We start from the raw sequence: 19,627 nt of genomic DNA, 5'->3' as shown, positions 1-19,627 counted from the left end.
GCTTTAGCGATTACCCATACGGAGGAACTATGGATCACCGTTTACTTGAAATTATTGCCTGCCCGGTATGCAACGGCAAACTCTACTACAGCCAGGACAAACAGGAGCTGATCTGCAAGCTGGACAGTCTGGCCTTCCCGCTGCGTGACGGCATTCCGGTACTGCTGGAAAATGAAGCCCGTTCCCTGGTGGCAGAAGAGAGCAAACCATGAGTTTTGTTGTCATTATTCCTGCACGTTATGCCTCAACGCGTCTGCCGGGTAAACCGCTGGTAGATATCAACGGCAAGCCGATGATTGTGCATGTCCTTGAGCGGGCGCGTGAGTCCGGTGCCGACCGCATTATCGTTGCAACCGATCATCCTGATGTCGCCCGTGCGGTTGAGGCCGCAGGCGGTGAAGTGTGCATGACCCGCGCCGATCACCAGTCCGGCACCGAGCGTCTGGCTGAAGTGGTTGAGAAATGTGGTTTCAGTGACGATACGGTCATCGTCAACGTGCAGGGCGACGAGCCGATGATCCCGGCCATTATTATCCGTCAGGTGGCGGAAAACCTGGCGCAGCGTCAGGTCGGTATGGCGACGCTCGCGGTGCCTATTCATCACGCTGAAGAGGCATTCAATCCGAATGCGGTGAAGGTGGTGATGGATGCCGAAGGCTATGCGCTCTATTTCTCCCGCGCTACGATTCCGTGGGATCGCGATCGCTTTGCGCTCTCTAAAGAGACCATCGGTGATTCTTTCCTGCGTCATATTGGGATCTACGGCTATCGCGCCGGCTTTATTCGCCGCTATGTAGCCTGGGCGCCGAGCCCGCTGGAGCATATCGAAATGCTGGAGCAGCTTCGCGTGCTCTGGTATGGCGAAAAAATCCACGTTGCCGTTGCCCGCGAAGTACCGGGAACAGGCGTTGATACGCCGGAAGATCTTGAGCGCGTCCGCGCCGAGTTGCGCTAATCCCGCCTGCATCCCTCCTTTCGGAGGGATGTCCTCTCCCCGCAAATTCCCCTTTCTTTACCCTAATTGATCTCTTCCGGGTGACATCTTCACGCTGTGCGCTCATTATAAAAGCAGTAGTCTTAATGGGGGTAATCTCATATGGAACAGCTGCGTGCCGAACTTAGCCATCTGCTGGGTGAGAAGTTAAGCCGGGTCGAATGCGTGAGTGAAAAGGTCGATACCGCGCTCTGGTCGTTGTATGACGGCCAGGGCAACCCGATGCCGCTGATGGCACGAAGCTTCTCGTCGCCGGGCGTCGCCAGACAGCTTGCCTGGAAAATGTCGATGCTGGCACGGGAGGGAACCGTCCGTATGCCGACCGTGTACGGCGTGATGACCCACGAGGAACATCCCGGCCCGGACGTACTGCTGATTGAGCGTTTACGCGGTGTGCCGGTTGAAGCGCCCGCGCGTACGCCGGAACGCTGGGAACAGCTGAAAGACCAGATTGTTGAGGCGCTGCTGGCCTGGCACCGACAGGATAGCCGCGGGCTTGTTGGTCCGGTTGACAGCACCCAGGAAAACCTGTGGCCGCTGTGGTATCGCCAGCGGGTGGAAGTGCTGTGGGGGACGCTTAACCAGTTCAACAATACCGGTTTGACCATGCAGGACAAACGTATTCTGTTTCGCACCCGCGAGTGCTTACCGGCGCTGTTCGACGGCTTTAACGACAACTGCGTGCTGATCCACGGCAATTTTACTCTGCGCAGTATGCTCAAAGACTCCCGCAGCGATCAGCTCCTGGCGATGCTAGGGCCGGGGATCATGCTCTGGGCACCGCGGGAATATGAGCTGTTCAGGCTCAGCGACAGCGGGGCGGCGGAAGGTTTACTGTGGCACTACCTTCAACGCGCGCCCGTTGCAGAGGCGTTTCTCTGGCGCCGCTGGCTTTATCTGCTCTGGGATGAAGTGGCGCAGCTGGTCAACACCGGACGTTTCAATCGCGTCAACTTCGATCTGGCGGCTAAATCACTCTTGCCCTGGCTCGCCTGACGAGCCTTTCAGCCACTGCCAGAGACGTCCGAGTGTCTCGTAGCCGACACGATCGCTATGCATCAACCACATCGGTGAGGGGATCACCCGTTCCCATGGGTTGAGCGGCGCGCTGATGGCCATCTGGTTTGCCGGTGCGGGAAGCGGGTGCAAACCTTGCTTCTCGAAGAAAATCATCGCTCTTGGCAGGTGCGAGGCGGAGGTCACCAGTAAGAACGGAACATCCCCAATCGCCTGCTTCACCGCGGCAGCCTCTTCCTCGGTATCCTTTGGGCTGTCCAGCGTGATGATAGAGGAACGCGGTACGCCGAGCGATTCCGCGATTCTGGCCCCCGCTTCAGCCGTACTCACCGGGTTGGTTTTGGCCGCTGCGCCGGTGAAGATCATTTTTGATCCCGGATTCGCCAGCCACAGGCGAATACCTTCGTTTAGCCGTGGCAGGCTGTTGTTGATCAGGTTCGAACTGGGGGCCCAGTCAGGGTCCCAGGTATACCCGCCGCCCAGCACAACGATGTAATCAACTTTCTGGTTTCCCTGCCACGTAGGGTACCTGTTTTCGATGGGGCGCAGCAGTCCATCCGCCACTGGCTGCAGGCTCAGCAGCAGCAGGACCAGCCAGCCGAACGTAATAAGCGTTTTGCCACTCTTCTGAAAGCGACTAAACCACACCAGCGCCAGCCCCAGCGCGATGATGATAAGCAGCAGCGGAAGGGGAAGCATCATCCCTCCAACATATTTCTTAAGGGTAAAAAGCATCCTTTTTGGTTCCTTTTTTGACCATACAGCAGATGATTACCGGTGATATTACACCAGAGAGGTTCATTCTCCGCGCGGGTGTGACAAAATAGCGGTTTTGCAGTTAGCGAGTGGAACTCTCCCAATGCGGGATCGCAATTTTGATGACATCGCGGAAAAGTTTTCGCGCAACATTTATGGCACCACGAAAGGGCAGCTCCGTCAGACGATCCTCTGGCAGGATCTGGATACCATTCTGGCGGGCTTTGGCGGCCAAACGTTGCGCGTGCTGGACGCCGGAGGTGGTGAAGGGCAGACGGCCATAAAAATGGCTGAACGTGGTCATCACGTCACGCTTTGCGATCTTTCTGCTGAAATGGTCGCCCGCGCGACGCGTGCCGCAGAAGAGAAAGGTGTGAGCGACAACATGCATTTTATACAATGCGCCGCTCAGGACATCGCGCAGCATTTGGAAACCCAGGTTGATCTGATATTGTTTCATGCGGTGCTGGAGTGGGTTGCCGATCCGCAAAGCGTGTTACAAACCCTGTGGTCAATGTTACGTCCGGGCGGTACGCTGTCGCTGATGTTCTACAATGCTAACGGCTTCCTGATGCACAACATGGTGGCAGGGAACTTCGACTATGTTCAGGTCGGGATGCCGAAAAAGAAAAAACGCACGCTTTCCCCGGACTATCCGCGCGATCCGCAGCAGGTTTACGGCTGGCTGGAAGAGATTGGCTGGCAGATCGTCGGGAAGACGGGCGTCAGGGTGTTTCATGATTATCTGCGTGAAAAACACAAACAGCGTGACTGTTTTGACACCTTAACAGAATTAGAAACGCGGTATTGCCGCCAGGAGCCGTTCGTCAGCCTTGGCCGCTATATTCACGTCACCGCGCACAAGCCGCAGATGCAAGGATAACCTATGAGTGAATTTTCCCAGACAGTCCCCGAACTGGTTGCCTGGGCCAGGAAAAACGATTTCTCCATCTCGCTGCCGGTAGACAGACTCTCTTTCCTGCTGGCGGTTGCCACGCTGAACGGCGAACGGTTGGATGGTGAAATGAGCGAGGGTGAACTGGTGGATGCGTTCCGCCACGTCAGTGATGCGTTTGAGCAAACCAGCGAAACCATTAGCGTGCGTGCCAATAACGCAATCAACGATATGGTGCGTCAACGTCTGCTGAACCGCTTTACCAGCGAGCAGGTGGAAGGAAACGCCATCTATCGCCTGACGCCGCTGGGCATCGGCATCACCGATTACTACATTCGCCAGCGCGAATTTTCCACGCTGCGTCTCTCCATGCAGCTGTCGATCGTGGCGGGTGAGCTTAAACGTGCCGCCGACGCAGCCGATGAAAACGGTGACGAATTCCACTGGCATCGCAACGTTTACGCGCCGCTGAAATACTCGGTGGCCGAGATTTTCGACAGTATCGATCTCACTCAGCGTCTGATGGACGAGCAGCAGCAGCAGGTGAAAGACGATATCGCGCAGCTGCTGAACAAGGACTGGCGTGCGGCCATTTCCAGCTGTGAACTTTTGTTGTCAGAAACCTCCGGTACGCTGCGTGAGCTGCAGGATACGCTGGAGGCCGCAGGGGACAAGCTGCAGGCCAACCTGCTGCGCATCCAGGACGCGACCCTGGCGCACGACGATCTGCATTTTATCGACCGTCTGGTGTTTGATCTGCAGAGCAAACTTGACCGCATTATCAGCTGGGGCCAGCAGTCGATCGATCTGTGGATCGGCTATGACCGCCACGTGCATAAATTTATCCGTACCGCGATTGATATGGATAAAAACCGCGTCTTTGCTCAGCGTCTTCGTCAGTCGGTACAGACCTACTTTGATGCACCGTGGGCGCTGACCTATGCCAATGCCGATCGTCTGTTGGATATGCGCGACGAAGAGATGGCGCTGCGCGATGAAGAGGTCACCGGTGAACTGCCGCCGGATCTGGAGTACGAAGAATTCAACGAAATTCGTGAGCAACTTGCGGCGATGATCGAAGAACAGCTCGCCGTCTACAAAACCAGACAAGCGCCGCTGGATCTTGGGCTCGTGGTGCGCGACTATCTGGCGCAATATCCGCGCGCGCGCCACTTCGACGTTGCCCGCATTGTGGTAGACCAGGCGGTGCGCCTGGGTATCGCGCAAGCAGACTTTACCGGACTGCCGCCGAAGTGGCAGCCAATTAACGATTACGGAGCCAAGGTACAGGCGCATGTCATTGACAAATATTGAACAAGTGATGCCAGTTAAGCTGGCACAGGCGCTGGCGAATCCGTTATTTCCGGCGCTGGACAGCCAGCTGCGTGCCGGTCGTCACATTGGCCTGGACGAGCTGGATAATCACGCCTTTTTGATGGACTTCCAGGAGTACCTGGAAGAGTTTTACGCCCGCTATAACGTGGAGCTTATCCGCGCGCCAGAAGGCTTTTTCTATCTGCGCCCGCGTTCCACGACCCTGATCCCGCGCTCCGTGCTCTCCGAGCTGGACATGATGGTTGGCAAAATTCTTTGCTATCTCTACCTCAGCCCGGAACGCCTGGCAAATGAAGGCATCTTCACCCAGCAGGAGCTGTACGATGAACTGCTGACGCTGGCGGATGAGAGCAAGCTGCTTAAGCTGGTGAATAACCGTTCGACGGGGTCGGATCTTGACCGTCAGAAATTACAGGAAAAGGTTCGCTCTTCCCTGAACCGTCTGCGCCGTCTGGGGATGGTCTGGTTTATGGGCCACGACAGCAGCAAATTCCGCATCACGGAATCGGTCTTCCGCTTCGGCGCCGACGTTCGTGCGGGCGATGATGCGCGTGAAGCGCAGCTTCGCATGATCCGCGACGGTGAAGCGATGCCGGTGGAAAACCATTTGCAGCTCAATGATGAGCATGAAGAGAATCTGCCGGATAGCGGGGAGGAAGAGTAATGATTGAACGCGGTAAATTTCGCTCACTGACGCTGATTAACTGGAACGGCTTCTTTGCCCGAACCTTCGATCTGGATGAGCTGGTCACGACTCTCTCCGGTGGTAACGGGGCAGGTAAATCCACCACCATGGCGGCGTTTGTAACGGCGCTGATCCCCGACCTGACGCTGCTTCACTTCCGTAACACCACCGAAGCGGGCGCGACAAGCGGCTCCCGCGATAAAGGCCTGCACGGTAAGCTGAAAGCGGGCGTCTGTTATTCCGTGCTGGACGTCATCAACTCTCGTCACCAGCGCGTGGTGGTGGGCGTACGTCTGCAACAGGTTGCCGGCCGCGACCGTAAAGTGGATATCAAACCGTTCGCCATTCAGGGGCTGCCAACCTCCGTACAGCCGACCGCGCTGCTGACGGAAACGCTGAATGAACGCCAGGCGCGCGTCCTGACGCTGCAGGAGCTGAAGGACAAGCTTGAAGCCATCGAAGGGGTGCAGTTTAAGCAGTTCAACTCCATTACCGACTACCACTCCCTGATGTTCGATCTGGGCGTGGTAGCGCGCCGTCTGCGCACCGCTTCAGACCGTAGTAAATACTACCGTCTGATCGAAGCGTCCCTGTACGGCGGTATCTCCAGCGCCATTACCCGTTCCCTGCGTGACTATCTGCTGCCGGAAAACAGCGGCGTGCGTAAGGCCTTCCAGGACATGGAGGCGGCACTGCGTGAAAACCGCATGACGCTGGAAGCGATTCGCGTTACCCAGTCTGACCGCGACCTGTTTAAACACCTGATCAGTGAAGCGACCAACTACGTGGCGGCGGACTACATGCGCCACGCCAACGAGCGCCGCGTCCATCTCGCTCAGGCATTAGAATATCGCCGCGAGCTGTTTACCTCCCGTAAACAGCTGGTGGCCGAGCAGTACAAGCACGTCGAAATGGCGCGCGAGCTGGGTGAGCACAACGGTGCCGAAGGCGATCTGGAAGCCGACTACCAGGCCGCCAGCGATCACCTGAACCTGGTGCAGACCGCGCTGCGTCAGCAGGAAAAGATCGAACGCTACGAAGCGGACCTCGATGAGTTGCAAATTCGTCTCGAAGAGCAGAATGAAGTGGTGGCCGAAGCCGCCGAGATGCAGGAAGAGAACGAAGCCCGCGCCGAAGCCGCCGAGCTGGAAGTGGACGAGCTGAAAAGCCAGCTTGCGGACTACCAGCAGGCGCTGGACGTGCAGCAGACGCGTGCGATTCAGTACAACCAGGCGCTGCAGGCGCTACAGCGTGCGAAAGAGCTGTGTCATCTGCCGGATCTGACGCCGGACAGTGCCGACGAGTGGCTGGACACCTTCCAGGCCAAAGAGCAGGAAGCCACCGAGAAACTGCTCTCGCTTGAACAGAAAATGAGCGTCGCGCAAACGGCGCACAGCCAGTTTGAACAGGCTTATCAGCTGGTAGTTGCGATTAACGGCCCGCTGGCGCGTAGCGAAGCCTGGGACGTTGCCCGTGAATTGCTGCGCGACGGCGTCAACCAGCGCCATCTGGCCGAGCAGGTGCAGCCGCTGCGTATGCGCCTGAACGAGCTGGAACAGCGTCTGCGCGAGCAGCAGGAAGCCGAGCGTCTGCTGGCCGAGTTCTGCAAGCGTCAGGGTAAACATTACGATTTCGACGAGCTTGAGGCCCTGCATCAGGAGCTGGAAGCGCGTATTGCGGCCCTGTCCGATACCGTATCAAATGCCAGCGAACAGCGTATGACGCTGCGTCAGGAGCTGGAGCAGCTTCAGTCCCGTTCGAAGGCGCTCCTGCAGCGTGCGCCGGTCTGGCTGGCAGCGCAAAGCAGCCTGAACCAGCTCAGCGAACAGTGCGGCGAGCAGTTCGAATCCAGCCAGCAGGTGACCGAATACCTGCAACAGCTGCTGGAGCGCGAGCGCGAAGCCATTGTTGAACGTGACGAAGTGGGTGCCCGCAAGCGTGACGTCGATGAAGAAATCGAGCGCTTAAGCCAGCCGGGCGGGTCAGAAGATCCGCGTCTGAACACGTTAGCCGAGCGTTTTGGCGGCGTACTGCTGTCTGAGATTTACGATGACGTTGGCCTGGACGATGCGCCGTACTTCTCCGCGCTGTACGGTCCGTCCCGCAACGCAATTGTGGTGCCGGATCTGTCGTTGATTTCTGAGCAGCTCGCAGGGCTGGAAGATTGCCCGGAAGATCTCTACCTGATCGAAGGGGATCCGCAGTCGTTCGATGACAGCGTTTTCAGCGTTGACGAGCTGGAAAAAGCGGTGGTGGTGAAAATCGCCGATCGCCAGTGGCGTTACTCCCGCTTCCCGGAGCTGCCGCTGTTTGGCCGCGCCGCGCGCGAAAGCCGCATCGAAAGCCTGCACGCCGAGCGTGAAACGCTGTCTGAACGCTTTGCCACTCTGTCGTTTGACGTACAGAAAACCCAGCGTCTGCACCAGGCGTTCAGCCGCTTTATCGGCAGCCATCTGGGCGTGGCGTTTGAAGCCGACCCGGAAGCGGAAATCCGCAAGCTCAACACCCGCCGTGGCGAGCTGGAGCGCGCGATTGCCAGTCATGAAAGTGACAACCAGCAGAGCCGCGTCCAGTTCGAACAGGCGAAAGAGGGCGTCGCTGCCCTTAACCGCATTCTGCCGCGCCTGAACCTGCTGGCTGATGACACGCTGGCCGACCGCGTGGATGAGATCCAGGAACGTCTGGATGAAGCCCAGGAAGCCGCGCGCTTCGTGCAGCAGCACGGCAACCAGCTGGCGAAGCTGGAGCCCGTCGTGTCTGTACTGCAGAGCGACCCGGAACAGTTCGAGCAGTTAAAAGAAGATTATGCCTGGTCGCAGCAGGTGCAGCGCGAAGCGCGTCAGCAGGCGTTTGCCCTGACGGAAGTGGTGCAGCGTCGTGCGCACTTCGGCTACTCCGATTCGGCTGAAATGCTGAGCGGTAACAGCGACCTGAATGAAAAACTGCGCCAGCGCCTTGAGCAGGCGGAAGCGGAACGTACCCGCGCTCGCGAAGCGATGCGCAGCCACTCCGCTCAGCTGAACCAGTACAACCAGGTGCTGGCCTCGCTGAAAAGCTCCTTCGACACCAAGAAAGAGCTGTTAAACGACCTGCAGAAAGAGCTGCAGGACATTGGCGTTCGTGCCGACAGCGGGGCGGAAGAGCGCGCGCGCATTCGTCGTGATGAGCTGCATAGCCAGCTCAGCAATAACCGCGCGCGTCGTAATCAGCTGGAAAAAGCGCTCACCTTCTGCGAAGCGGAAATGGATAACCTGACCCGCCGCCTGCGCAAGCTGGAGCGCGACTATCATGAAATGCGCGAGCAGGTCGTGACGGCGAAAGCGGGCTGGTGCGCTGTGATGCGGATGGTGAAAGACAACAACGTTGAACGTCGCCTGCACCGTCGCGAGCTGGCATACCTTTCTGCCGATGAGCTGCGTTCGATGTCGGATAAGGCGCTGGGTGCGCTGCGTCTGGCGGTGGCGGATAACGAACACCTGCGCGATGTGCTGCGCATGTCAGAGGATCCGAAACGTCCTGAACGTAAAATTCAGTTCTTCGTTGCGGTTTATCAGCACCTGCGCGAGCGTATTCGTCAGGACATTATCCGTACCGACGATCCGGTCGAAGCCATCGAACAGATGGAAATTGAGCTGGGCCGCCTGACGGAAGAGCTGACCTCCCGCGAGCAGAAGCTGGCGATCAGCTCCCGCAGCGTGGCGAATATCATTCGCAAAACCATTCAGCGCGAGCAGAACCGTATCCGCCAGCTGAACCAGGGGCTGCAGAGCGTCTCGTTTGGTCAGGTCAACAGCGTGCGTCTTAACGTCAACGTGCGTGAAGCCCACGCGACGCTGCTGGAAGTGCTCTCTGAGCAGCACGAGCAGCATCAGGATCTGTTCAACAGCAACCGTCTGACCTTCTCCGAAGCGCTGGCGAAGCTGTATCAGCGCCTGAATCCGCAGATTGATATGGGCCAGCGTACGCCGCAAACCATCGGTGAAGAGCTGCTGGACTATCGTAACTACCTAGAAATGGAAGTTGAGGTAAACCGTGGTTCAGACGGCTGGCTGCGTGCGGAATCCGGAGCGCTGTCGACCGGTGAAGCGATTGGTACCGGGATGTCGATTCTGGTGATGGTGGTGCAGAGCTGGGAAGATGAAGCGCGCCGCCTGCGCGGGAAAGACATCTCCCCATGCCGACTGCTGTTCCTCGATGAAGCGGCGCGTCTTGATGCCCGCTCGATTGCCACGCTGTTTGAGCTTTGCGAACGTCTCGATATGCAGCTCATCATTGCGGCACCGGAAAACATCAGCCCTGAAAAAGGCACCACCTATAAGCTGGTGCGTAAAGTGTTCCAGAACAGCGAACACGTGCACGTTGTCGGGCTGCGTGGCTTTGCGCCGCAGCCGCCGGAATCATTGCCGGAAACCACGGCGGACGCTTCCTGAGGCGTTTTGTTACAAAGAGCGGCGCAGAAGCGCCGCTTTTTTTATTCTCTTAACTTGTGTTCAGGGCTGCGTTATCTTTAAACTTCTTTACATAAGGTAAGGCAACAGAGTTGTCGTCTACCTATAATAAAAGAAAGCCCCACCGTGATGGGCATGTCGTGAAAACAGGGGGCAAGGGATGTTGCTAAAGAAAGAATGTGGTCGTCAGCTGTCAGCGCTGAGTTTATGTCTGGCAGTGATGTTTGCTCCACTGTTAACCGCCCAGGCCGACGAGCCTGAAATTGTGCCGACTGACAGCACCGCAACGACAGGCGCGCAGCCGACGTCATTGTCTCAGCCGCTGGAACAGTCTACGGCTACGGCCATCATGGCCGGGATTAAGCCGCTGCCGGAAGGCATCGACGTTGAATCGCTCAGCCAGCAGCTCCAGACAGGCCTGCCTGCAGGCTACACGCCTGCCTATATCAATCAGCTCACGCTGCTTTATGCTGCCCGCGATATGAAACCCATGTGGGAAAATCGTGATGCCGTGCGCGCCTTCCAGCAACAGCTGGCGGAAGTGGCGATTGCGGGATTCCAGCCGCAGTTTACGAAGTGGGTTGAGCTGTTAACCGATCCTGCCGTCACCGGTCAGGCGCGGGACGTGGTCCTTTCCGATGCCATGATGGGTTACCTGCAGTTTGTGGCGGGTATTCCGGTCAATGGCAACCGCTGGCTGTACAGCGATAGGCCTTATAAGCTGGCGACGCCAGCCCTGTCGGTGATTAACCAGTGGCAATTAGCGCTTGATAACGGCGACCTGCCTCGCTTCATTGCCAGCCTCGCGCCGGCGCATCCACAGTATGCCACGATGCACCAGTCGCTCCTCGCGCTGGTGGGGGACTCGCGTCCATGGCCGCAAATGCGGGGGACCGCAACGCTGCGTCCGGGTCAGTGGAGCAGCGATGTGCCAGCCCTGCGCGAGATCCTTAAACGCTCCGGTATTCTTGATGGCGGGTCGAACATTGCCCTGCCGGGCGACGATCCGCAAAGCGCGGTGGTCAGCCCGTCAGCGCCCGTAAAAGAGAACAAGGCCACTACCCTGAGCAATAAGCCCGAGGCTTACGATCGCGAGCTGGTTGCCGCGGTTAAACAGTTCCAGGCCGCTCAGGGGCTGGGAGCCGATGGCGTCATTGGACCCTCAACGCGTGACTGGCTTAACGTATCGCCTGCGCAGCGGGCCGGGGTGCTGGCGCTTAATATTCAGCGTTTGCGTTTGCTGCCGGGCACGCTGTCTACCGGCATTATGGTCAATATCCCGGCCTATTCACTGGTTTATTATCAGGATGGTAGCGAGAAGCTGGCCTCGCGCGTGATTGTCGGGCGTCCGGATCGCAAAACGCCGATGATGAGCAGCGCGTTAAATAACGTGGTGGTTAACCCGCCGTGGAACGTGCCGCCGACGCTGGCGCGTAAGGACATTCTGCCTAAGGTCTGGAACGATCCGGGTTATCTGGAACGTCACGGCTATACGGTCATGCGTGGCTGGAACAGTAAAGAGGCGATCGATCCTTACATGGTCGACTGGTCGACGATCACGGCCTCCAACCTACCGTTCCGCTTCCAGCAGGCTCCCGGAGCGCATAACTCGCTGGGGCGCTACAAATTCAACATGCCAAGTTCAGATGCTATCTATCTGCACGATACGCCGAACCACAATCTGTTCCAGAAAGATACCCGGGCACTGAGTTCAGGCTGCGTGCGCGTAAATAAAGCCTCGGAGTTGGCCAACATGCTGCTGCAGGATGCGGGCTGGAACGATACGCGTATTTCTGACGCCCTGAAGCAGGGTGATACGCGCTACGTGAATATTCGCTACAACATTCCGGTTAATCTTTATTATCTGACAGCGTTTGTGGGTGAAGACGGTCGCACTCAGTACCGTACAGATATTTACAATTATGATCTCACCGCGCGATCCGGCGCACAAATTTTGCCAAAAGCGGAACAATTAATCAGGTAAATGAAGTAGTTCGGGAAAAATGATTGTCGTAAGTTATGGTGAATCGGGGCCAATATCGCTGTAAGCCGCGTATTCACTGGGGTTGGGCGCCTTGACGTACCCTGTTTTGCCAGTTAAGGTGCCCTTCGTGCGCTAAGCATATTACGATTTCCTTGACCTGTAGACCTGATTATCATGGACAAATTTGACGCTAATCGCCGCAAGCTGCTGGCGTTAGGTGGTGTTGCGCTTGGCGCAGCGGCCATCTTACCGACGCCAGCATTTGCCACCCTCTCGACACCTCGTCCGCGCGTTTTAACGCTCAGCAATCTTCACACCGGTGAGTCGCTAAAAGCGGAGTTTTTCGATGGCAGAGGCTATATTCAGGATGAATTAGCAAGACTCAACCATTTTTTCCGTGATTTCCGCGCGAATAAAGTAAAAGCCATCGACCCAGGACTGTTTGATCAGCTTTTCCGCCTTCAGGGCCTGCTGGGCACCAGCAAGCCGGTGCAGCTTATTTCTGGTTATCGCTCAATTGATACCAACAATGAACTGCGCGCCCATAGCCGTGGGGTAGCGAAAAAAAGCTACCACACGAAGGGACAGGCAATGGATTTCCACATTGAAGGCGTTTCGTTAGCCAATATTCGCAAAGCCGCGTTATCTATGCGCGCGGGTGGTGTAGGATATTACCCCAGCAGCAACTTTGTGCATATTGATACCGGGCCGGTTCGGCACTGGTAATAACGAAACACAGGAGCAGTATGAACTATCGTATTATTCCGGTTACCGCGTTCTCCCAGAACTGTTCATTAATCTGGTGCGAGCAAACCAAACTGGCCGCGCTTGTCGATCCCGGCGGTGACGCTGAGAAAATCAAGCAGGACGTTGCCGACAGCGGCGTGACGCTGATGCAGATTTTACTGACGCATGGTCACCTCGACCACGTAGGCGCAGCGGCTGAACTGGCTAAACACTACGGTGTGCCGATTATTGGCCCGGAAAAAGAAGATGAGTTCTGGCTGCAGGGGTTACCCGCCCAAAGCCGCATGTTTGGCCTTGATGAGTGTCTGCCATTGACGCCCGATCGCTGGCTGAATGAAGGAGAGCGCGTTAACGTAGGGAATGTGACTTTACAGGTGTTGCATTGTCCTGGGCATACGCCAGGCCATATCGTCTTCTTTGACGACCAGTCCCGTCTGCTGATTTCCGGCGATGTGATTTTCAAAGGGGGCGTAGGACGCAGCGATTTTCCGCGCGGCGATCACGGGCAGCTGATTCAGTCGATCAAACAGAAGTTATTGCCGCTGGGTGATGACGTAACGTTTATCCCTGGACACGGTCCGATATCGACGCTGGGCTATGAACGGCTCCATAACCCGTTCCTTCAGGATGAAATGCCTGTCTGGTAACCAGCATAAAAAAAGCCTGCTTAACGCAGGCTTTTTTGTGGGCGCAAATTACAGGACGGCGACAATCGCTTCGCACAGTGGCGCCATGTTGTCAGGGGTCATGCCTGCAACGTTTACGCGGCCAGAGGCTACGGCGTATACGCCAAACTCTTCGCGCAGACGCAGAACCTGCTCTTTGGTCAGGCCGCTGAACGAGAACATACCGTTCTGTTTGATGATGAAGCTGAAGTCGCGGTCAGCGCCTTTCTCAGCCAGGGTGTTCACAAACAGCAGGCGCATGCGCTGGATACGCTGACGCATATCGTTCAGCTCTTGTTCCCAAATCGCGCGCAGCGCATCGTTGCTCAGAATGGTCGCAACAACAGACGCACCGTGTGCCGGCGGGTTAGAGTAGTTAGCGCGGATAACGGACTTCATCTGGCTAAACGCGCGATCGACGGTCTCATCGTTAGCCGCAACCAGCGTACAGGCGCCTACGCGCTCATTGTACAGACCAAAGTTTTTGGAGTAGGAACTGGCAACGATCAGCTCCTGATGCACGGCGGCGAACGCGCGCAGGCCTTCGGCATCTTCTTCCAGGCCGCGGGCGAAGCCCTGGTAAGCAAAGTCAAACAGCGGCAGCCAGCCTTTTTCTACGGACAGCTTCGCCAGGTGTTCCCACTGCTCAAGCGTTGGATCGATACCGGTTGGGTTGTGGCAGCAGCCGTGGAACAGCACCACGTCACCCACCTGCGCTTCGCTCAGGCTTGAGAGCAGGCCGTCAAAGTCGAGAGCGTGGTTTGCCGCATCGTAGTAAGCATATTCGCGCACTTCCAGGCCCGCAGAGTTAAAGACGCTCTTGTGGTTCGGCCAGCTTGGATTGCTCACCCATACGCGCTTAACAGAGGTGTTTTTCGCAAGGAAATCCGCCGCCACGCGCAGCGCGCCGGTACCGCCAGGGGTCTGTGCTGTGCGGGCACGTTTGTCACTCACAATTGCGCTGCCTTTACCGAACAGCAGCTCCTGGGTGCAGCGACCAAATTCAGGGATACCATCAATACCGAGGTAGTTTTTGGTGGTTTCATTTTCCAGCAGATACTGCTCAGCTTTCTTAACGCTGGTCAGTACCGGAGTTTTGCCGGTTTCATCTTTATATACACCAATACCCAGGTTGATTTTGCCAGGGCGGTCGTCGGCACGAAACAGATCGGCCAGGCCCAGAATAGGGTCGGCAGGAGCGGCGGTAATGTTCTCAAACATGACGAAGTTCCATTGTGATTACAGAAGTGAAATCCGCTATCAGGTTAACGGTAGATTTACAAAATGCCAACCGTTTGCGACGAAAAGCGTGCGGCTTTTCAAAAGTCGCCATTATTTTCTGTCAGGCATAAAAAAACAGGGCCGAAGCCCTGTTCATTATGCATATAACAAAGTGGTGTTCTGATTAGAACTGGTAGGTTACACCCACAGCAGCCATATCGTCGTTGCCGTTCAGACCGCCAACAGCTTTCGCGTAGTCGGTGTCTTTATCCAGCAGGTTGATGTAGTAGTCAGCCCACACGTTGAAGTTTTTGTTGAAGTAGTAAGTGGTACCAACCTGGATGAATTTAGCCAGGTCTGCATCGCCACCGCTGAAGCCGCCGACGGCAGCCAGGTCTTTACCTTTGGTCTGCACGTAGGAGATTGCTGGACGCAGGCCGAAGTCGAACTGGTACTGAGCAACCACTTCGAAGTTCTGAGTTTTGTTAGCAAAACCTGCATCACCGCTAGAACCGGTACGGGTGGTGTTACGGGTTTCTGCATAGGTAGTTGCCAGGTAGAGGTTGTTAGCGTCGTATTTCAGACCCACGCCCCATGCTTCAGCTTTATCACCCTGGCCATCAGCTTTCTGGTTCAGAGTACGGTTAGCGTTGCTGTAAGATGCGATTGCACCGAAGCCTTCGCCGAAGTCGTAACCCAGGGAGTAACCTACGCCGTCACCGTTAGAGGTTTTAACGTCAGCACGGTCGTTTTTACCCTGGTACTGAACGCCCAGGCTCAGGCCGTCAACCAGACCGAAGAAATCGCTGTTACGGTAGGTCAGCAGGCCGGTGCTGCGGCTGGTCATGAAGTTATCAACGTAGTTACCGCCCCAGGTCATCCCGGAGAAGGACGGTGCCATATCGGTGTAAGATTCTACGTCGTAAACGATACCGTAGTTACGACCGTAGTCGATGCTGCCAGCGTCGCCCGCTTTCAGGCCCGCAAAGGCCAGACGGTTTTTGTTAGCCTGAGCGGTGTTCTCAGCCTGGTTAGCCATGAAGCGGTATTCCCACTGGCCGTAACCGGTCAGCTGGTCGTTGATCTGAGTTTCGCCTTTGAAACCGATCTGCGCGTAGGTAGCGTCGTTGTTGTTAGTGTCATCGCCAGAGGTCACGAAATCGTGCTCGGCGTTAACTTTCCCGTAGAAGTCCAGTTTGTTGCCGTTCTTGTTATAGATTTCTGCAGCGTTAGCTGCACCGGCTACCAGCAGGGCAGGGATTACCACTGCCAGAATATTGCGCTTCATCATTATTTATTACCCTCATTGGTTTTTTTATGACACTCGCCACTGCCGTCAATAAATTCTGTCAATAAATATTTCCGGAACTATTGATGAGAGTTAGGTGTCTTTATGTATCTGACAGGCATCTTTCCATTCACCGAAGCGTTTCGCTAGCCTGAAAGTGCTACAATTCTCAAGATTAAGTTACATAAAGAAAATATGTGTAACTAAATGTGTATTTTTGGGAACTTTGTGAACCATCTCAAATTTCAGAACCCCCTGGCGAATTAAGCATCGGTTTGTTTCCTATATATATGAATTCCTTATGTTTAATTTGGATAAAGGCAATTCCTATAAACGAATGTTAAACGACTCGTTTTTTCTTATGACCCAATAAAGACTTCTGGATGGCTGAAAAATTGGTTGAAATTTGTGCTATTACTTCAGAATGTAATAATCGCAATAAGAATGAGGTTAATTTTTTGTGGCTGGATATTTCGCGGAAACAAAACGTAACAGGTAGCGGTTGTGACGGGGTAGTGGTTTAAAAACGCTGACTTTACGCTGACAAAAACTGACAGGGCAGAATAAAATAATGGCCAGCAAATGCTGGCCATTGTCCGTTGCGTTGCTTAGAAGCTGGCGTTGCGTGGTGTACGCGGGAACGGAATTACGTCACGCACGTTCTGAACACCAGTAACGTAGGCGATCAGACGCTCGAAGCCCAGACCGAACCCAGCGTGCGGAACGGTGCCATAACGGCGCAGATCGCGATACCAGCTATAGTCCGCAGGGTTGAGCCCCATCTCTGCCATGCGCGCGTCAAGCACGTCCAGACGTTCTTCACGCTGAGAACCACCAATGATTTCACCGATGCCCGGCGCCAGTACGTCCATCGCTGCCACGGTTTTCCCGTCTTCGTTAAGGCGCATATAGAAGGCCTTAATGTCTTTCGGGTAGTTTTTAACGACAACCGGCGCTTTGAAATGTTTCTCGGCGAGATAGCGTTCGTGCTCAGACGCCAGGTCTACGCCCCAGTAAACCGGGTTCTCAAACTTCTCACCGCATTTCTCGAGGATTGCTACCGCGTCGGTATAGTCCACCTGCGCAAAGTCGGCAGAGACGAAACGCTCCAGACGCGCTACAGCATCGCTGTCTACGCGTTCGGCGAAGAACTTCATGTCGTCAGGACGCTCTTCCAGCACCGCTTTGAAGACGTACTTCAGCATCGCTTCTGCGAGACCTGCAACGTCATTCAGATCGGCAAACGCCACTTCCGGCTCCAGCATCCAGAACTCCGCCAGGTGGCGGCTGGTGTTGGAGTTTTCGGCGCGGAAGGTTGGGCCGAAGGTATAGATCTTAGACAGCGCACAGGCGTAGGTTTCGCCGTTGAGCTGGCCGGATACCGTCAGGAAGGCTTCTTTACCAAAGAAGTCTTTGTCGTAGTCGACTTTACCTTCCGGCGTGCGCGGCAGGTTTTCCATGTCCAGCGTCGAGACGCGGAACATTTCGCCTGCGCCTTCCGTATCGGACGCGGTGATCAGCGGGGTAGACACCCAGAAATACCCCTGCTCATCGAAGAAGCGATGCAGCGCCTGGGCCAGCGTATGGCGCACGCGAGCCACCGCACCAATCAGGTTGGTACGCGGACGCAGGTGTGCGACTTCACGCAGGTATTCAATGCTGTGACGTTTTGCCGCCATCGGGTAGGTGTCCGGATCTTCAACCCAGCCGGTCACTTCAATGGCAGAAGCCTGGATCTCGAAACTCTGGCCCTGGCCCGGGGATGCCACAACCACACCGGTGACGATAACGGAACAACCCGTCGTCAGGCGCAGAACGTCATCATTGTAATTGGGCAGAGAATTATTAATGACGGCCTGTACAGGATCAAAGCAGGAACCGTCATAGACGGCAAGGAAGGAGATGCCAGCTTTAGAATCTCGGCGAGTACGCACCCATCCGCGCACGGTGACCTCCTGGTCAACGGCGACACGGCCCTGGAGTACGTCGGCTACAGGCACAACGCTCATAATATTCTCTCTGTTAATAGTCGGAAAAAATAAACACTTGTCCACCCCAAGACGGGGGGATATCTATGTTACCTGCCAACCGCTATCAGACAAGTAAATTTCGCAGTCAAAAGAGAAGAATTGAGAAATAAATAAGGGAAGGGAGCCCTGAAGGCTCCCGTAAGCGCTTAACTGGCTTTTTTGATCTGGGGGAGATCGAACGCTTTGCGCAATGCGCGAACAAACGCTTTGTCATGGCAGATGGTTTTACCCGGGCTGTCAGAGAGCTTAGCCACCGGCTTGCCGTTACATTCCACCAGCTTTATCACGATATTCAGAGGTTTTACCTGAGGAATGTCGCAGGTCAACCGGGTACCGATCCCGAAGCCCAGATTAATTCTGGCATTGAAATGACGATACAGTTCGACGGCTTTCGCCAGGTCGAGATTATCGGAGAAGACCAGTACCTTGCTCATCGGGTCAATGCCGAGTTTTTGGTAATGGGCAATCGCCTTTTCGCCCCATTCAACCGGATCCCCTGAGTCGTGGCGTAACCCCTGGTAACGCTCAGCGAACTCGGGACCAAAGTCGCGCAGGAAGGCATCCATCGTAATACAGTCGGTCAGGGCGATCCCGAGTTGATTCGGGTACTCTTCAAGCCACGCAGCCAGCGCCGCACGCTGGCTGTTAGCCAGGTCCGGGCTAATTTGCTGATGCGCCTGGAACCACTCGTGCGCCTGAGTGCCCATTGGCGTCAGGTTGAGGCGACGCGCCAAATCGTAGTTGCTGGTACCCACGAACCACGGCTCCTGCTGCAGACGTTCAACGATAGCCTGCTGAACCTCGCGAGAGAAGCGGCGACGGGTACCGAAATCCATCAGGCGGAAGCGGGACATATCCAGCCCTTCGGTCAGCGTAGAGAATGCCTCAAGTTTGTTCTCCAGCGAGGCGACCGCCTGTTCGACGCCCGTTTCAGGCGAACGGTAGCGGTGAGCCAGCTCGCTGATGACGGCCAAAAGCGGCACTTCCCACATGATCACTTCCCGCCACGGACCTTCAAGACGAATATCCAGCTTGCCGTTCTCGTTGGTCACGGTGACCTGTTCAGGCTTATAGCGGAAGTCGCGCAGCCAGTTCAGATAGTCCGCTTTAAAGAAAGGCAGGCCAGAAAGCCACTGATATTCGTCATCGGTGAGCGCCAGATGCTGCATCGCATCGACCTGTTCACGAATGGAATCTGCGTAGATACCGAGCAAGTCGTCACCACGGCAGCGGAATTCCGCCGCGACGTGAACGTCATAGTAATGGTGGAAAACGGCTTGCTGCATATGCAGTTTATACGCGTCGGTATCCAGCAACGTATGCAGAACCGGAGAAGCGAATTGAGTCATAGGTGCGCTGTAGCATCCTCTCACGGGAGCGTTTAGTACAATAAACAACTCCGGAGTATACCTTGTTTAGTGATTTATTGAACCCCGATCACAACATAAGCACACTTTATGGTCGAGAGCATTTCGTGCCCCGTGTTATACAAATGTAGCGAAAAAGGTGTTTAAGCCTGAAAAGATGAACATTCTGCATAGCGCGTTTTACGCAACAGGAAT

Annotated in this window: 15 protein-coding genes; 10 read left to right on the top strand and 5 right to left on the bottom strand. The window is 55.7% G+C overall.

Annotated features, from left to right (window positions below):
* Positions 1-29: 29 nt before the first annotated feature.
* The 3 genes from ycaR (at position 30) to ACTJI7_RS04555 (ending at position 1,990) form a co-directional block, all read left to right on the top strand.
* Positions 30-212, top strand: a complete 183-nt coding sequence (gene ycaR, locus ACTJI7_RS04565) for a protein YcaR (protein WP_006174474.1) — start codon at positions 30-32, stop codon at positions 210-212.
* Entirely contained in the window at positions 209-955 is a 747-nt protein-coding gene (gene kdsB, locus ACTJI7_RS04560) for a 3-deoxy-manno-octulosonate cytidylyltransferase (protein WP_126345198.1), read from the top strand. The genes ycaR and kdsB overlap by 4 nt, the downstream gene beginning before the upstream one ends.
* 141 nt (positions 956-1,096) lie before the next feature.
* A complete protein-coding gene (locus ACTJI7_RS04555; protein WP_126345199.1) occupies positions 1,097-1,990 on the top strand; it encodes a YcbJ family phosphotransferase in 894 nt (297 codons plus the stop codon).
* Here ACTJI7_RS04555 and elyC read toward each other — a convergent pair.
* Entirely contained in the window at positions 1,967-2,746 is a 780-nt protein-coding gene (gene elyC / locus ACTJI7_RS04550; protein WP_028012575.1) for an envelope biogenesis factor ElyC, read from the bottom strand. The genes ACTJI7_RS04555 and elyC overlap by 24 nt on opposite strands.
* A gap of 124 nt (positions 2,747-2,870) precedes the next feature.
* Between elyC and cmoM the strand changes: the two genes are divergently transcribed.
* The 7 genes from cmoM to ACTJI7_RS04515 all read left to right on the top strand — a co-directional run bounded on the left by cmoM (position 2,871) and on the right by ACTJI7_RS04515 (position 13,508).
* Positions 2,871-3,650, top strand: coding sequence for a tRNA uridine 5-oxyacetic acid(34) methyltransferase CmoM (gene cmoM / locus ACTJI7_RS04545; RefSeq protein WP_047368216.1), 780 nt, complete (start codon positions 2,871-2,873; stop codon positions 3,648-3,650).
* Positions 3,651-3,653: 3 nt separating this feature from the next.
* Complete coding sequence (gene mukF / locus ACTJI7_RS04540; protein ID WP_126345200.1) at positions 3,654-4,976, top strand: chromosome partition protein MukF; 1,323 nt, start codon at positions 3,654-3,656, stop codon at positions 4,974-4,976.
* Entirely contained in the window at positions 4,957-5,661 is a 705-nt protein-coding gene (mukE, locus tag ACTJI7_RS04535; RefSeq protein WP_008499954.1) for a chromosome partition protein MukE, read from the top strand. The genes mukF and mukE overlap by 20 nt, the downstream gene beginning before the upstream one ends.
* Positions 5,661-10,112 carry a chromosome partition protein MukB gene (gene mukB, locus ACTJI7_RS04530; RefSeq protein WP_192979175.1) on the top strand — a complete coding sequence of 1,484 codons (4,452 nt, stop codon included), beginning with the start codon at positions 5,661-5,663 and terminating at the stop codon, positions 10,110-10,112. Before mukE ends, mukB begins: the two co-directional genes overlap by 1 nt.
* A gap of 178 nt (positions 10,113-10,290) precedes the next feature.
* Positions 10,291-12,114: a L,D-transpeptidase gene (gene ldtD / locus ACTJI7_RS04525; RefSeq protein WP_440669771.1), complete on the top strand. Its 1,824-nt coding sequence runs from the start codon at positions 10,291-10,293 to the stop codon at positions 12,112-12,114.
* Between the two features lie 174 nt (positions 12,115-12,288).
* Positions 12,289-12,840: a YcbK family protein gene (locus tag ACTJI7_RS04520; RefSeq protein ID WP_048999377.1), complete on the top strand. Its 552-nt coding sequence runs from the start codon at positions 12,289-12,291 to the stop codon at positions 12,838-12,840.
* 20 nt (positions 12,841-12,860) lie between these two features.
* On the top strand, positions 12,861-13,508 hold the full coding sequence (locus tag ACTJI7_RS04515; protein ID WP_049136519.1) for an MBL fold metallo-hydrolase: 648 nt from the start codon (positions 12,861-12,863) through the stop codon (positions 13,506-13,508).
* 48 nt (positions 13,509-13,556) lie between these two features.
* Here the strand turns inward: ACTJI7_RS04515 and ACTJI7_RS04510 are convergent, their stop codons facing one another.
* From ACTJI7_RS04510 to pncB, 4 genes are all read right to left on the bottom strand, one after another.
* Positions 13,557-14,747, bottom strand: a complete 1,191-nt coding sequence (locus tag ACTJI7_RS04510; RefSeq protein WP_126345203.1) for an amino acid aminotransferase — start codon at positions 14,745-14,747, stop codon at positions 13,557-13,559.
* A 184-nt stretch (positions 14,748-14,931) separates the two neighbouring features.
* Entirely contained in the window at positions 14,932-16,038 is a 1,107-nt protein-coding gene (locus tag ACTJI7_RS04505) for a porin (RefSeq protein WP_028012583.1), read from the bottom strand.
* 605 nt (positions 16,039-16,643) lie between these two features.
* Entirely contained in the window at positions 16,644-18,044 is a 1,401-nt protein-coding gene (gene asnS, locus ACTJI7_RS04500) for an asparagine--tRNA ligase (RefSeq protein WP_028012584.1), read from the bottom strand.
* Positions 18,045-18,211: 167 nt separating this feature from the next.
* The gene (gene pncB / locus ACTJI7_RS04495) at positions 18,212-19,414 is read right to left on the bottom strand and encodes a nicotinate phosphoribosyltransferase (protein ID WP_045630030.1); all 1,203 of its coding nucleotides are present in this window, start codon (positions 19,412-19,414) and stop codon (positions 18,212-18,214) included.
* Positions 19,415-19,627: the final 213 nt, after the last annotated feature.

This window comes from Enterobacter sp. 22499, assembly GCF_052044815.1.
Classification (GTDB): Bacteria; Pseudomonadota; Gammaproteobacteria; order Enterobacterales; family Enterobacteriaceae; genus Enterobacter; species Enterobacter bugandensis.
This window is presented reverse-complemented; position numbering and strand designations above follow the sequence as displayed.

Coding starts and splice junctions, on each gene's coding strand:
- elyC (WP_028012575.1), bottom strand. CDS start 2,746: ATGCTTTTTACCCTTAAGAAATATGTTGGAGGGATGATGCTTCCCCTT.
- ycaR (WP_006174474.1), top strand. CDS start 30: ATGGATCACCGTTTACTTGAAATTATTGCCTGCCCGGTATGCAACGGC.
- cmoM (WP_047368216.1), top strand. CDS start 2,871: ATGCGGGATCGCAATTTTGATGACATCGCGGAAAAGTTTTCGCGCAAC.
- ACTJI7_RS04510 (WP_126345203.1), bottom strand. CDS start 14,747: ATGTTTGAGAACATTACCGCCGCTCCTGCCGACCCTATTCTGGGCCTG.
- mukE (WP_008499954.1), top strand. CDS start 4,957: ATGTCATTGACAAATATTGAACAAGTGATGCCAGTTAAGCTGGCACAG.
- asnS (WP_028012584.1), bottom strand. CDS start 18,044: ATGAGCGTTGTGCCTGTAGCCGACGTACTCCAGGGCCGTGTCGCCGTT.
- kdsB (WP_126345198.1), top strand. CDS start 209: ATGAGTTTTGTTGTCATTATTCCTGCACGTTATGCCTCAACGCGTCTG.
- pncB (WP_045630030.1), bottom strand. CDS start 19,414: ATGACTCAATTCGCTTCTCCGGTTCTGCATACGTTGCTGGATACCGAC.
- ACTJI7_RS04515 (WP_049136519.1), top strand. CDS start 12,861: ATGAACTATCGTATTATTCCGGTTACCGCGTTCTCCCAGAACTGTTCA.
- ACTJI7_RS04505 (WP_028012583.1), bottom strand. CDS start 16,038: ATGATGAAGCGCAATATTCTGGCAGTGGTAATCCCTGCCCTGCTGGTA.
- mukB (WP_192979175.1), top strand. CDS start 5,661: ATGATTGAACGCGGTAAATTTCGCTCACTGACGCTGATTAACTGGAAC.
- ldtD (WP_440669771.1), top strand. CDS start 10,291: ATGTTGCTAAAGAAAGAATGTGGTCGTCAGCTGTCAGCGCTGAGTTTA.
- ACTJI7_RS04555 (WP_126345199.1), top strand. CDS start 1,097: ATGGAACAGCTGCGTGCCGAACTTAGCCATCTGCTGGGTGAGAAGTTA.
- ACTJI7_RS04520 (WP_048999377.1), top strand. CDS start 12,289: ATGGACAAATTTGACGCTAATCGCCGCAAGCTGCTGGCGTTAGGTGGT.
- mukF (WP_126345200.1), top strand. CDS start 3,654: ATGAGTGAATTTTCCCAGACAGTCCCCGAACTGGTTGCCTGGGCCAGG.